The 12,566-nt window shown below is 65.0% G+C and carries 13 protein-coding genes; 1 reads left to right on the forward strand and 12 read right to left on the reverse strand.

Annotated features, from left to right (window positions below; genetic code table 11):
- Positions 1-133: 133 nt before the first annotated feature.
- From dctP to HOP59_RS07315, 9 genes are all read right to left on the reverse strand, one after another.
- Positions 134-1,114: a TRAP transporter substrate-binding protein DctP gene (dctP, locus tag HOP59_RS07275; RefSeq protein ID WP_010626109.1), complete on the reverse strand. Its 981-nt coding sequence runs from the start codon at positions 1,112-1,114 to the stop codon at positions 134-136.
- Positions 1,115-1,166: 52 nt separating this feature from the next.
- Positions 1,167-2,297, reverse strand: coding sequence for an FAD-dependent monooxygenase (locus HOP59_RS07280; protein WP_010626108.1), 1,131 nt, complete (start codon positions 2,295-2,297; stop codon positions 1,167-1,169).
- Positions 2,298-2,494: 197 nt separating this feature from the next.
- Positions 2,495-2,722 (reverse strand): DUF2798 domain-containing protein, encoded by a 228-nt coding sequence (locus tag HOP59_RS07285; protein WP_010626107.1) that lies wholly within the window; start codon positions 2,720-2,722, stop codon positions 2,495-2,497.
- Positions 2,723-2,815: 93 nt separating this feature from the next.
- Positions 2,816-4,024: an NAD(P)/FAD-dependent oxidoreductase gene (locus HOP59_RS07290; RefSeq protein ID WP_234253356.1), complete on the reverse strand. Its 1,209-nt coding sequence runs from the start codon at positions 4,022-4,024 to the stop codon at positions 2,816-2,818.
- A gap of 11 nt (positions 4,025-4,035) precedes the next feature.
- Positions 4,036-4,794, reverse strand: a complete 759-nt coding sequence (locus tag HOP59_RS07295; RefSeq protein ID WP_010626105.1) for an SDR family oxidoreductase — start codon at positions 4,792-4,794, stop codon at positions 4,036-4,038.
- Between the two features lies 1 nt (position 4,795).
- Entirely contained in the window at positions 4,796-5,827 is a 1,032-nt protein-coding gene (locus HOP59_RS07300) for an aromatic ring-hydroxylating oxygenase subunit alpha (protein WP_010626104.1), read from the reverse strand.
- A 40-nt stretch (positions 5,828-5,867) separates the two neighbouring features.
- Complete coding sequence (locus HOP59_RS07305; RefSeq protein WP_010626103.1) at positions 5,868-6,176, reverse strand: recombinase-like helix-turn-helix domain-containing protein; 309 nt, start codon at positions 6,174-6,176, stop codon at positions 5,868-5,870.
- 4 nt (positions 6,177-6,180) lie between these two features.
- Positions 6,181-6,498: a non-heme iron oxygenase ferredoxin subunit gene (locus tag HOP59_RS07310; protein ID WP_010626102.1), complete on the reverse strand. Its 318-nt coding sequence runs from the start codon at positions 6,496-6,498 to the stop codon at positions 6,181-6,183.
- Positions 6,499-6,672: 174 nt separating this feature from the next.
- Entirely contained in the window at positions 6,673-7,461 is a 789-nt protein-coding gene (locus HOP59_RS07315; RefSeq protein ID WP_010626101.1) for a GntR family transcriptional regulator, read from the reverse strand.
- A gap of 160 nt (positions 7,462-7,621) precedes the next feature.
- On the opposite strand from HOP59_RS07315, the gene HOP59_RS07320 reads away from it, so the two are divergent.
- On the forward strand, positions 7,622-8,398 hold the full coding sequence (locus HOP59_RS07320) for a helix-turn-helix transcriptional regulator (RefSeq protein WP_234253357.1): 777 nt from the start codon (positions 7,622-7,624) through the stop codon (positions 8,396-8,398).
- A gap of 46 nt (positions 8,399-8,444) precedes the next feature.
- Here HOP59_RS07320 and HOP59_RS07325 read toward each other — a convergent pair whose 3' ends face one another.
- The 3 genes from HOP59_RS07325 to HOP59_RS07335 all read right to left on the reverse strand — a co-directional run bounded on the left by HOP59_RS07325 (position 8,445) and on the right by HOP59_RS07335 (position 12,521).
- A complete protein-coding gene (locus tag HOP59_RS07325) occupies positions 8,445-8,873 on the reverse strand; it encodes a hypothetical protein (RefSeq protein WP_234253358.1) in 429 nt (142 codons plus the stop codon).
- Between the two features lie 173 nt (positions 8,874-9,046).
- Positions 9,047-10,102 (reverse strand): TRAP transporter substrate-binding protein, encoded by a 1,056-nt coding sequence (locus HOP59_RS07330; protein ID WP_234253492.1) that lies wholly within the window; start codon positions 10,100-10,102, stop codon positions 9,047-9,049.
- A 73-nt stretch (positions 10,103-10,175) separates the two neighbouring features.
- Positions 10,176-12,521 (reverse strand): cytochrome P450/oxidoreductase, encoded by a 2,346-nt coding sequence (locus HOP59_RS07335; RefSeq protein ID WP_234253359.1) that lies wholly within the window; start codon positions 12,519-12,521, stop codon positions 10,176-10,178.
- Positions 12,522-12,566 lie beyond the last annotated feature (45 nt).

Below are 12,566 nucleotides of genomic sequence, written 5' to 3' on the forward strand. Positions count from 1 at the left end.
TCGAACCACCTGAGAGTAAGGAAGTGCGTTGGATACGGCTTGTCTTGGGGATATGACCGTTGCATGGCGTATCGTCCGGAGGGGAGAGGCTCGATGCGCCCCGGCCCCGGGGCGCACTACCATGGAGAACGGTTCAGTCGACCAGCATGGCCCGCAGTTCGGCGGTCAGCTCATCGTTACCGATCTGGCCTGCCATATGCTCCCAGGCGGTGTCGATGGCCAGTTGCAGATAGCGGTCGGCTTCTTCGCTCTCCAGAGCGATCTCCTCGAAGCCGGCAGCTTCCACCTCGGCATAACCGGCGGCGATGACATCGCCCCAACTGCGATCAAGCTCGGGGCCAAGGGTATGGCGCACGTAATCGGACAGCTCTTCACGCAGATCATCGGAAAGGCGCCCCAGGGCGCGGTCGCTGACCAGGATGCTGAAGCCGGCACGGTAGAAGGACGGGGTGAGGTAATAGTTGACCACGTCTTCGTACTGCTCGGCCCAGCCGAGGTTGCCCTGCATGAAACCGTCGATGGCGCCGCGCTCAATGGCGGTATAGATCTCCCCGATGGGCAGTACCAGGCCATTGGCACCCAGTGCCTCGATAAACGGCAGGCCGGTGGGGAAGACCCGGATGCGCTTGCCGCGCAGATCATCCAGGCCATCGATACGGTTCTTGAAGAACAGGAAGAACTGCACGTCGGAGGCGGGAATCTCACCCAAATAGTTGAGGCCGCGCTCGGCGTGGATCTCAGTCATGCGGTCATAGAAGCCGCTCTCGAGAATCTCTTCGTAGTTCTTGAACGACAGGTTGGAGGTGGTGGAAGACGGTACCAGCCCGGAATAGTAGCTGGGGCTGAGCAGCGCCATGTCGATGGAGTTGTTGCGCACCGCATCGGCCAGACGGAATGGCGGCATCACTTCGGGGCCACCGCGCCAGTCAAGGAAGAGCCGCCCCTCGAATTCCTCGTTGACCGCGGCGATGAACTTCTCGAAGCCGGCGGAGACCGCCGCGGTCTTGGGAGTGAAAGTCACCACGTTGAAGCGAACTTCATCGGCAGCAACGGAGAGAGAGAGACCGGCCAGCATCAGGCCAGCGGCAAGCTTCGTCAGGGTAAAGGTTTTCATGGCTGTTAAGCTCTTGTGGTTGTGATGGAGATCATTGATGGCGAAGGAAGGGTCAGTCCAGGGCTACGCCCCAGGCATCGTAGCCGTAGACCCAGTCGGCATTGCCTTCGCCCTTCAGCCAGTCGTTGGCACGGGAGCCGCGCTGCACCTTGGCGGTACGCTCCTTGCGGGCATTTTCGTAGCGGGTCAGGGCCACCGGTATCCGCTCGGGATCGGCGTCGGCCAAGCAGCGCGACAGCACCACGGCATCCTCGATGGCCATACAGGCCCCTTGGGCCATGAAAGGCACCATGGGGTGGGCGGCATCGCCGAGGATGGTCACTTGTCCCTGGGACCACTGCGTCATGGGCTCACGTACGTAGAGCGCCGACTTGGTGACGCTATCGCAGGCGGCCAGCAGCGCACGGACGTCGGGATGGAAGCCCTTGTAGACCTCGCGCAGCTCCTCGACATCGCCGGGCAGGGTCCAGGACTCCTCACGCCAACCTTCCTGGGGCGTGGTGGCGAAGATGAAAACCTCCTCGCCGCGGGTCAGGGGGAAGACCACCACCTGGCTGTCGGCAGTGGCACCCCACCATTTGGTGAAGGCATCGAGGTTCTCCACCTCGGGTACCGCCGAGCGCGGCACCACCGCCCGGTAGGAGACCAGGCCGGTGAACTCGGGGCGGTCCTCGCCGAACAGCGAGCGTCGCACTGCGGAATGAATGCCATCGGCACCGATCACCACGTCGACGCTCTCCTGGCTACCGTCCTCGAAATGAATGACAGGGCGCTTCCCCTCGGCTTCCACACGGGCCACCTTGCTGCCCAGGCGAATTGCCGCTTCCGGCAGCTTCGCTTCCAGGGCCTTGAGCAGATCGCCGCGGTGAATGGTCAGTTGGGGCGCGCCATAGCGGGCCTCGGCGGCATCGCTCATGGGCAGCTTCGAGGTGACTTCACCGCTGTCCCAGGTCCGACTCAGGCGATGCGTGGGGCGCGCTGCCGTCTCGCGCAGGACGTCGCCCACGCCCAGCCGGTCAAGGGCCCGCACCGCGTTGGGCGTCAGATTGACGTCAGCCCCGATACGTAGAAATTGCCGGGCCTGCTCGAAGACGATCGCCTCATGGCCGGCCTCGCGCAACGCGATGGCGGCACACAGGCCACCGACGCCACCACCACAGATACCTATCGTTAGTTTTGTCATACCCCACCCGACTCTTGGCTCTTGCTGTTTTAACATATGAAACAGAGTTTATTATTTGATATCTAGACTCTAGGCCCACCTTTTCAGTTTGTCAAACCCAACGTGAGTCCAACGTTCACTCCTCCTTTCTGCGGCAAGAAGAGGCTTGGGCCATCCGTGAGCGACAAAGCCGGATGCCGTGGAGACGGCCGCAATCTTCAGTGACGAATCAACTTCTCGGCCAGGCGCAGCACCAGCGGTCGACCAATGGTGATGAGGGAGAAAGCGATGGGCCATGAAATCAGGAAGGCCTTGGCCCAGCGCACGAGAAAGCCGCTGTCGAAACCGGTATTGACCAAGGTTATGGCCAGCGTCATCAGGCCTGCCATGTAGGTGGTCATCAGTACCGAGACCACCAGGGAAGAGTAGCGGGATGGAAACAGCATGAGCGGCTCCAAGCGGGCTGCAGACCCCGAGGTTACGCTAGTGAAGCCCCGCAGCTTGACCACGAAGGGGCGATGCCGGGCATCGCCCCTGCCTCAACGCAGCGTCATCAGGTTGAAGGCGGGATCGGCCAGCTGAGCCGGCTCCAACGCCCGCTGGGTAGCGATCCAGCGCTTGCCCAGCTTGATCGCCCGGGGCTGGTCGAAGGCCACCATCTGCACCAGCCGGCTCGCCTCGTCCAGATAACAGAACACCGGCCCCTGCTGCTCGTGGCGAACCACTGCCTGCAGCCCGGGGCGCGGAACGCCGAGGATCTGAATATTCACGCCGTGCTGATCGGACCACAGCCAGGCGGGCTCGTCGTAGTGAGCTTCCAGGCCCAGCATCGTCTCAGCGACCACCCGTGCCTGATTCTGGGCATAGGACCAAGACTGCAAACAGAGCCCCAGCTGAGGGTGCTGGGCCACATCACCGGCGGCGAAGATATAGGGGTCGGAGGTACGACCGCCGGCATCCACCACGATGCCCTGCTCGATGGCCAGACCGGCCTCCCGTGCCAGCTCCAGATTGAAGCTCACCCCGGTGCCCACCACTACCAGATCGAACGGCTCGAAGGCGTTGCCGTCGGCCTCTATCGCCACCCGGCCATCGGTCTGCTCGAATAGCGCCAGCTGCTGGCAACCCAGCTGCAAGTCGACACCATGGCCGTGATGCAGCTCGGCCAGACCGGTCGAAACCTCGGCACCCACACTGCGCTCGCAGAGCCGCTGCTGACGCTCGAAGACCACCACCTCGAGACCCAGCTTGCGGGCGCTTGAGGCGACCTCCAGACCGATCCACCCACCACCGATCACTCCCAGGCGGCGACTCGTCTCGAGCCTGGCCTTGAGCCGCTGGGCGTCCTCCCAGGAGCGCAGCGTCATGACCCCGGGGATTTCGCCCCACTCGGGCACCGGCAGTCGTGGCCGGCTGCCGGTGGCGATCAGCAAGCGGTCATAGGGCAGACGCTGGTCGTCGCTGAGCAGCACTTCACGGGCCTGACGGTCGATGGCCGTGGCCCGCTTGGGGCGTTGCCACTCGATCGCCATGGCGGCCAGGCTCTCCTCGGAGAAGAGCCGCGGCAGCGGCTCACCTCCGGTGACCACCCCCTTGGACAGCGGCGGTCGTTCGTAGAAGTCGTGGGGTTCGTCGGCCACTACCGTCAGGCGTCCGCTATAGCCTTCGCTGCGCAGCGCCTTGCAGGCATAACCGCCGGCCTGACCACCGCCGATCACCACAATATGGGAGATCTCCTCGCTGGACATGATGACTCCCCCTAGTTGAAGACAAAACCGCCGTTGACCGGGATCAGTTGACCGGTGACGAAGTTCGACCAGTCCGAGAGCAGGTAGAGCACGGTGCCATCGACATCCTCTGGCTGCTGCTCCTCCTTGAGGGCACGACCTGCCGCATAGTGGGCGTAACGCTCCTTGGGCACGTACTCGGTGGCCTCACCGCGGGTCAGGCCCGGTGCGATGACGTTGACGCAAACGCCACGTTCGCCCAGCTCACGCGCCATGGCCCGGGTCATCGCGATCACGGCCCCTTTGCTGGCCACATAGGCCATCAGTCGAGGAGCGCCCCACAGAGCGGTGTCGGAGGCCACGTTGACCACCTTGCCGCGGCGTGAGCGCTCGAGAAGCGGCAAGGCCGCTCGAGTCATCTGCCACACGCCGCGCACGTTGACCGCCATTACCCGGTCCCACAGGGCGGGGTCGTACTCGTCCAGCGTCTTGCCCCCCACATTGGTGGCTATGGCAGCGTTGTTGACCAGACCATCGAGGGCACCTCCCTTGGCGACCCGAGCCATCCCCGCCTCGATGGAAGTGGCATCGCCCTGATCGATGACCAGTGCCTCCACCTCGGTACCGGTATCACGCAGCGCCGCAGCGGTCTGCTCCAGCTCTGCCTCGAGGATGTCGCTGATCACCAGGCGAGCCCCTTCGGCAGCCGCCGCCTCGGCGATGCTACGACCCAGACCGCGGGCAGCCCCGGTGATCATCAGCCGCTTGCCGGCCAGACCATGAGTGGCCATTTCAGGCCGCCTCCTGGCGCTTGGCCAACTGCGTCTTGGCCATCTTCAACATCACCCGGCGCAGCCGCGAGAGACCGACATCGTGCTGGTAGAGGTTCTCGTGGTGGCGGGCATCGGGAGCCAGATTCTCGAGAATGATGCGATCCTGCTCGAGCACGTCCCAGTGCAGCCCCTCGAGCTTGGTGCGGTAGAAGAAGCGCCACACCTGGCGCTGCCAGCCGTCCACCTTGCGCACCCGCCAGAAGAAGACACGGCAGTTGTCCTGATCCTCAGGCACCACCATGCCGACGATCCAGAACGGACCACCGGGCCCGAAACGCTTCTGATAGGGAATCGACAGGCGCAGCCAGAGTGCACCGCTGTTGCCGTACTCCACCCAATCGAAATTGACCCCGGCCTGGCCGGTCTTCTTGAAGATGAAACCGGTCTGGGTGGGCTCCAACACCATCTCCGCTTGCCGGTCGCCTTCGGCCATGGAGTGGGAATCCGCATGCAGGTACGTGCCGTGCATGGGGTCCATGACGTTGTCCACCGCATACTGGTAATTGCACTTCCAGGTGGCGGTGCACAGGAAGTGGCCATAGCTGGCCTCATCGGTAAGCTGCTCGGGCAGCTCGAGGGCCGGCGGTGCTTCGTCGGGAGTGGTGCCGAAGAAGACGAAGATGGCGCCCTGGGCCTCCTGCACCGGGTAATGGCGCACACAGGCGGTACCCACCATGGGGCTGTTGCCGATCGCCGGTACGTCGCAAACCGTGCCCTCTCCATTTACCTCGACCCCGTGATACCAGCAGGCCAAGCGGTCGCCCAGATTCCAGCCCTTGGAGAGGCGGGCGCCGCGATGCGGGCAGCGGTCTTCGATGGCGTGCACCATACCGTCGTGATCACGCCACAGGGCCAGATTTTCGCCCAGCCGGGTGATGCCCACGGGATTGCTGCCCACCTCCCAACTGGCCAGCACGGGATACCACAGGGAGCGCAGGCCGGTGTCCAGATAGTCCTGCACGCGAGCGTCTACGGAAGCTGCTGTCGTCATCTCTCTCGACCTCATCGTTGTTCGTTCATGCGAGCAGGCCTTACTGGCCCAGAACCGCCATCTCCTGGAGGAAGCTCGCTTCGCTCCAGGGTTGTCCGTGACGGTCCTGACTATGGCGAGCGTTGAGCCCGGCGATAACATCGCTCAGCTGCTCGGCACCGGTCTCGAAGACCGCTTCCAGATCGGCCACCAGGGCCAGTTCGAAGGGCTCCGGGGCGCGCTGACGGTTCTGCCAGACCCGGTTGTCGAAGCCGCCGGGGCGCTCGATGCGCCCTTGCCCGGGCTCGGTAGCAGGGATGATGCGGGCCCAGGTCTTGAGTTCGGGGTTGTGTTCGAGAGTTGCGGACATGGATTCAAGCCTCCTCGACGACTTGCAGCTGAATGGTGTGGTCGATGATGCGTACCGGGTAGACGTGCAGGTCGCGGTCGGCGGGTTCGCGCAGGCATTTGCCGGTACGGATGTCGAAGACCGCCTCGTGAAGCGGGCACTCCACCTGGCCGTCTTCGACGAAGCCTTGAGACAGCAGAGCGTAGGCGTGGGGGCAGACGTCCTCGAGGGCGTAGTACTCGCCATCCAGCAGATAGACGCCGATTTCCTTGTCGCCCAGCTTGGCGGAGAAGGGGAAGTCCTCCTGAACCTGATCGGTCGTGCAGACGGTGGTCCAACTCATGGGATGGTCCTCATTGTCGTAGGGTCTCTCGTGCATCAATTCAAATATGAAACACGATTTATTATTTGATCCGTCGCAATGAGTATAGCCATACCGCCTGACCTGTCAATACTATATAGTATTCGCCAGAGCAGCCAGAGTCTTCACCACCAATCGGGACCCGCTGCGCGCTCTTCAGGTATCCAGCGGTTTCAGCTGAGTGGTCAGGGTGAGCCGGTAATCGCTGGGGGGGATGTACATTACCTGCCACGCCAGTACCCGCCCCGTTTCGTCCTGGTAGCGAGTCTCCAGACGTAGCCCGGGGGGTGGGGCCTCGGCCAGCTCCGGTGCGATGGCGCGAGCCACCGACTTGGGCAGCCGGATATGGCTGATGCGGTTCTCAGCCGTGCTCGGTGAGTGCCCCTGAGCCATCAGCAGCGGCAGCACGCTCTCATGTTCCAGGGCCTCGGTGGGCAGGGTCGCAAGCTCGCCGGCCACATCGCCACGCAGATAGATCTCGGTGTAGCAGTCGAAGGCTCCGTCGATGCGGTCCTGACGCACCAGATGCAGATAGCCGCCCGCACAGTCGCCCAGCACCTCCACCCAGGCACCATGCCGTTGCAGCACCTCACGCCGAAGCAGGCGAATCAGCACCATCCTGACCGGAGCGCCCTCGGGCCGCAGGAAGGTGAAAGCGGGCGTGGTAATGCGGCGGCGCTGCTCGCCGCCGGCCACGAAGGTGCCCAGCCGGCGCCGGCGATAGAGCTCACCGCTCTCCACCAGATCGCGCAACGCCTTCTGCACCGTGCCCAGGCTGACCGGCAAGGCCGCAGCCAGCTCCTGCTCGGTGGGCAGGCGGCTCCCCTCGGCAAGCTTGCCTTCCTCGATCAGCTCGACCAGGGCATCGCGCAGACAGAGGTACTTGGGGGTGCGGGAGGATTTCTCGAGGTGTCGGGCGACACGCTCAGCAAGCAGGGGCAGCACAGCAACACCTTCACCAGAAGACGGGAGGCCAGTCTACCCGGAATTCAGAAGGGTTTCGCAAGCAGTTCAGCCTTGGCACAGGGAGCATTACTCTCTACTTGGTAGCAACCTGGCGTGTCCCGCAAAAGCCGGGACACCACGCAACGAGAGGCAGCAACGAATGCGCGAAACCAGCCGCGAGCAAGCCATCGATTGGCCGGGGCTGATGCCGGCCATGGCCGAGTGCGTGGCACAGCTGGGCGAGGCAGGCTTCGACGAGGCGCTACTGGCGTTGCTGCGTCAGGCGGTGGGTATCGAGCAGTGCATGGTGTTCGCCTTTGACGGTCGCGACGAGGTCGACTGTCTGCTGGCCGCCAACCAGCGCACGCCGCGGATGGCTGGTCGCTTGGCGGAGCTCTACACCGGCGGCCTGTTCCGCCAGGACCCCAACTACCAGCGCCTGCGCCAGTTGATGACCAGCGAAAAAACCGACGCCGAAGTGACGCCGATGCAGGCCGACGCCATGCCAGAAGCCTATCGCAGCCACCTGTTCGCCTTTCCCGACCTGGTCGACAAGGTCTCGCTGACCTTCCCCGGCGAGCGGAGCGTCTATTATCTCAACCTCTACCGTGGCAGCGAGGCCGGCCCCTTCGCACCCCACGACCTGGCGCGGCTGGACGCCCTGGCACCGCTGCTGGCCAGTCTGATGCGTCGCCACTACGCCCAGGCTCGTCCCATCTCACAACGCCCCAGCGCCGAGGAGACTGCCGTGCTAGCCCCGCTTTCCGAGCGCGAGCGCCAACTCTGCCTGTATCTGCTGCGCGGCCATACCCTCAAGACCGCCGCCGCCGAACTCGACATCGCCCTCTCTACCGCCGAGACCTACCGCAAGCGTGCCTATGCCAAGCTCGGCGTGCCCTCCAAGGCACGGCTGGTGGCGCTGTGTCGGCGAAGCTGAACGCAGCTCACCACGGCATGCCGGGGTTGCCAATGTCTGACAGGAATCAAGAAGCGCAGTCGGCCAGCCTCTCGAAGGCTGCCGCGTTGGGGCAGAAGGCGCGGCACTCGTCAGACCCGGCGTCGCGGCGCATGGCACCCCAGCAGTAACCGGCCACCGGGCAGGCATTGCAGTTGCCGCGCAGGCTGGGATAGCTGACGTGGCGTTCGACGCTGGCCTGCTCGAGGCCGAAACGCTGCAGCATGGCCGGCATCAGGGTATCGGCCGGTACGAATGCGCGATAGCCGCCGCGGTCCAGATGGCGTGCCACTTCACGCTCGAAGACGGGCTCCAGCGGGGTGTCGAGGTCCTGCAACATCTCGCTGTAGACGCCGGGAGATTCCGCCTCGATCTCACGGACCAGTCGCCTTGTGGAGGCGCGATAGCTGCCTTCGCAGAGGCGGTTCCACCAGGAGGTGTGCGGTGTCTTACTCATGATGCTTCTCCCCAAGGGTACGTTTGCCTCAGTATCGGCCCCCGGCCTTCTGCCAGCATTGACCGGGATCAAAATAGTTTCATTTGAAACTCAAGGCAGACATCCCATAACGCAGCGAGCACGGCCGGGGCCGTGCTCGCAAGCGTGGGTCAGCGTGAGTGATAGGGCGCGGTTTACGCCTCGGGATCAATGACATCCTCGGCAGAAAGGCCCTCCTCGCCCTGGGCGGCATCGAGCTGCTCAAAGAAGTAGGTGTGAGCGGCCTCGCCGTCGACGCCCTTGGCCCCGGCCGCTTCCATCCACTCGCCGGGCAGGTCGGCGGCCATCTGCTGGAAGCGTTCGATCTCCTCGGCGGGCAGCTCGACGAAGGTGTTGCCGCGCTGCTCGGCGAACTCGATGCCGCGCACGTCGACCACGTCCATCATGTAGCCGAACAGACGTGAGAGCTTCTCCCCGGAGACGCTCTCGATCGCCTCACGGTCCTCTTCGGAGAGCGAGGCCCAGGTATCGGGGTTCATCACCAGCGAGAAGCTGCCGCGATAGAAGCCACCCGGCATCTGTACGGTGTAGGGCAGCACCTCGGCCAGGCGGAAGCTCCTGAGGCCCTCGAGCGTGAGCATGGCGCCATCGATGACGCCCTGGGTCGCCGCCTCATAGGTGCTGGCTGGCGGCAGCGCCACGCCCGTCAGCGCCAGCGCACTGGAGATATCGCCCATCACGCCGCCGCCGATACGCACGCGCTTGCCACGCAAATCGTCGAGGCTGCCGATAGACTGGTTGAGGAACATCGAACCCGGGCCATGCACGCCCACGCCGATCACTTCGACCCCGCGATGCTCACCGGCATCGGCGAAGTACTCATTGTGCGTGCGCCAGTAGGCCACCGAGGCGGCTTCCGAGGAGAAGTCCTCGAAGGTGGGCAGCTCGGGCAGCTTGGTCAACTCGAAGCGCCCCGGCATCAGGCCGTGAAACAGCCAGGTGACGTCGGCCACGCCATCGGCGATCAGCTCCATCTGGGCGTTGGGTGGGCCCATGTCGTGTACCACGTTAACGCTCACGCGCCCTTCGGTGGCCTCCTCGACCCAACTGGCCCAGGTCGGCCAGACGATGGTATTGACCCCGTGGTTGGGGCCCGCCCAGGTGCTCACCGTGAGTTCGGTGGCCGCGGCGCTGTGGAAGACTCCCAGGGAGAGCGCGGTCAGCGTGGTCAGTGTCGCGAGCTTGTGCATTTTCATTGTCGTTCCTCGTGAGTCCCGGTTGTCAGGGTTGGCGTAGGTCTTGCGTGTTGTGGTTGTGTTGGGATTAGAGGGCCAGCACCAGTTTCTTGCCCTTGGCACGTGAGCAGCAGCTCATCAGCCGATCCTGGCCGGCACGCTCGGCGGCGGTGAGCACCTTGTCGCGATGATCGATCTCGCCCTCGATCACTTCGACCTGGCAGGAACCACACAGCCCCTCTTCGCAGTCGCTGGGCACGTCGACACCGGCGGCGCGCAGCGTCTGCAGCAGGGTGCGGTCCGCCGCCACCTCGACCACCAGCTCGGAGTCGGCGAGCTCGACTTCGAAGGCGTGCTCGTTCTGCGGATCCAGCAGCGCGCCTTCGGCGGTGAAATGCTCCACATGCAGGCTGCCTTCCGGCCAGTGAGCGGTGCCGGCCTCCAGTGCCGCGAGCAGGCGCTCGGGGCCGCAGGCATAGAGCAGCGTGCCTGCGTCAGGCTCGGCAAGCAGCGAGGCGAGGTCGAGCCGCGCACCTTCATTCTTGGGATAGAGCCGCAGTGCCTCGCCGTGGTCGCGCTCGAGCCGCTCGACGAAGGCCATGCTGGAGCGCGAGCGGCCGGCATAGTGCAGTTCAAAGGACTTCCCCAGCCGCTTGAGGCGGTCGGCCATGGCGATGATCGGCGTGATGCCGATGCCGCCGGCGATCAGCACGTAGCGGTCGGCCGTCTCGTCGAGGCGGAAGTGGTTCTTCGGTCCGCGCACGCGCAGCTCGATACCCTCTCGCACCGTGTCGTGGACCCAGCGCGAGCCGCCACGGCCGGCTTCCTCGCGCAGCACGGCCACCTGCCAGTCACCCGATGTCGCCGGGCCACACAGCGAGTACTTGCGTGACTCGCCGCTGGGCAGCACGACGTCGAGGTGTGAGCCCGGTGTCCAGGCGGGCAGAGCACGCCCGGCGGGGTCGACCAGGGACACGCCGAGCACCCCCTCGGCCTCGGGCTCGGCGCGGGCCACGCGGACGCGCCGCACGATGGTGCGCGCCTCCGGCGCCCCTACCGGGAAGTCGCGCTGGGCGCTGCGCACCGCGGGGTCGCGGCGCTCCGGATTCTGCGCCGGGTCCCAGCGCACCCACAGTGCCTCGGGGCCACGGAAGGAGGTATTGGGCAGAAAGGTGAACTCCTGCTCCTCGAGCTCCAGGTGCGGCAGGCGGCGGGTGAACTCCTCGAGGAAGATACGCATCTCCATGCGTCCCAGGTTCTTGCCCATGCACTGGTGGCTGCCGTAGCCGAAAGTGAGGTGGTCGACGGCGTTGTCGCGGTAGATGTCGAGCTCGTCGGGGTTCTCGAAGTGGGCCGGGTCGTGGTTGCCCGAGGCCGTGACCATCAAGATCTTGCCGCCCTCGGGGATGGTCACGCCGCCCACTTCCACCTCGCGGGTGGCGATGCGCCGCCAGGCCACCACCGAGCCGGAGTGGCGCAGGCACTCCTCGGCCGCGGCGGGGATCAGCTCGGGGTTGGCGCACAGCTCGGCCCACACCGCGGGGCGCGAGAGCAGCTGGCGGAAGGCATTGGCGGTGGCCAGCGCCGTGGTCTCGTGGGCGGCGACGATGATCGCCATCATCATCGAGTGCAGGTAGTTGTCGGTGACGACATCCGGCTTCTGCCGGTTCTTCTCGATCATATCGTACATCCAGCCGTGGCCATGCGGCTGGTCCTGCATCTTCTTGAGCACCTGCCCGGAGTACTGCCAGAACTTGCCGACCCCCTCGGCCACCTCGACCTGCTGCTCCGGCGAGGGTCGACCCCAGGTGTTGAGCGTATGGGCCACCGAGAAGCGGCGCAGCTGCTCCATGTCCTCCTCGGGCACGCCGAGGAAGTGCAGCGCCACGGTGAGCGGCACTTCCCAGAACATCTCGGCCACCAGGTCGGCGCGGCCGCGCTCGACGATGGCATCGAGCTTCTCGCGCACCAGACGGCGCACCATCGGCGCATGGGCTTCCAGCGCCTCGGGAGTGAAGGCCTCCAGCAGCTCGCGGCGCCGCGCCATGTGGGCCGGCTCGTCCTCGTTCACCAGGGTACGGTTCATGCCGTAGTCGTAGCGCTCCAGCACCGCCTGGGCCTCGCGGCTGGCCGGGGTGATCTTCTCCAGCGCGATCGACGGCGAGAAGGTGAGGTTGTCGCGGAAGATCGTCTTGATGTCGGCATAGCGGCTCACCACCCAATAGCCGAGCCTGGGGCTGTAGAACACCGGCTCCTGCTCGCGGGACCAGCGCAGCGCCTCGGCGGGATCGAGCTGGTAGGGCGAGTCGAAGGGATCGAAGGCCGCCGCCTGCGCTGACACGGGGCAGCCGTTGGGCGCCATCGGCGATTCAGCGGCGGCGTGGAAGGGGCAGCCGCCTGCACCGTTGGTGGTCCGCTGTGTTGCTGATGTCATCAGGCCTCCCCAGGCTGTCGTCCGAGTCGTTCGAAGTCATTGCTG

This window comes from Billgrantia aerodenitrificans (assembly GCF_021404405.1).
GTDB lineage: Bacteria > Pseudomonadota > Gammaproteobacteria > Pseudomonadales > Halomonadaceae > Halomonas > Halomonas aerodenitrificans.

Bases quoted from the DNA above. Each gene is read 5' to 3' on its own strand.
- dctP (WP_010626109.1), bottom strand. From the start codon at position 1,114: ATGAAAACCTTTACCCTGACGAAGCTTGCCGCTGGCCTGATGCTGGCC.
- HOP59_RS07280 (WP_010626108.1), bottom strand. From the start codon at position 2,297: ATGACAAAACTAACGATAGGTATCTGTGGTGGTGGCGTCGGTGGCCTG.
- HOP59_RS07285 (WP_010626107.1), bottom strand. From the start codon at position 2,722: ATGCTGTTTCCATCCCGCTACTCTTCCCTGGTGGTCTCGGTACTGATG.
- HOP59_RS07290 (WP_234253356.1), bottom strand. From the start codon at position 4,024: ATGTCCAGCGAGGAGATCTCCCATATTGTGGTGATCGGCGGTGGTCAG.
- HOP59_RS07295 (WP_010626105.1), bottom strand. From the start codon at position 4,794: ATGGCCACTCATGGTCTGGCCGGCAAGCGGCTGATGATCACCGGGGCT.
- HOP59_RS07300 (WP_010626104.1), bottom strand. From the start codon at position 5,827: ATGACGACAGCAGCTTCCGTAGACGCTCGCGTGCAGGACTATCTGGAC.
- HOP59_RS07305 (WP_010626103.1), bottom strand. From the start codon at position 6,176: ATGTCCGCAACTCTCGAACACAACCCCGAACTCAAGACCTGGGCCCGC.
- HOP59_RS07310 (WP_010626102.1), bottom strand. From the start codon at position 6,498: ATGAGTTGGACCACCGTCTGCACGACCGATCAGGTTCAGGAGGACTTC.
- HOP59_RS07320 (WP_234253357.1), top strand. From the start codon at position 7,622: ATGCGCGAAACCAGCCGCGAGCAAGCCATCGATTGGCCGGGGCTGATG.
- HOP59_RS07325 (WP_234253358.1), bottom strand. From the start codon at position 8,873: ATGAGTAAGACACCGCACACCTCCTGGTGGAACCGCCTCTGCGAAGGC.
- HOP59_RS07330 (WP_234253492.1), bottom strand. From the start codon at position 10,102: ATGCACAAGCTCGCGACACTGACCACGCTGACCGCGCTCTCCCTGGGA.
- HOP59_RS07335 (WP_234253359.1), bottom strand. From the start codon at position 12,521: ATGACATCAGCAACACAGCGGACCACCAACGGTGCAGGCGGCTGCCCC.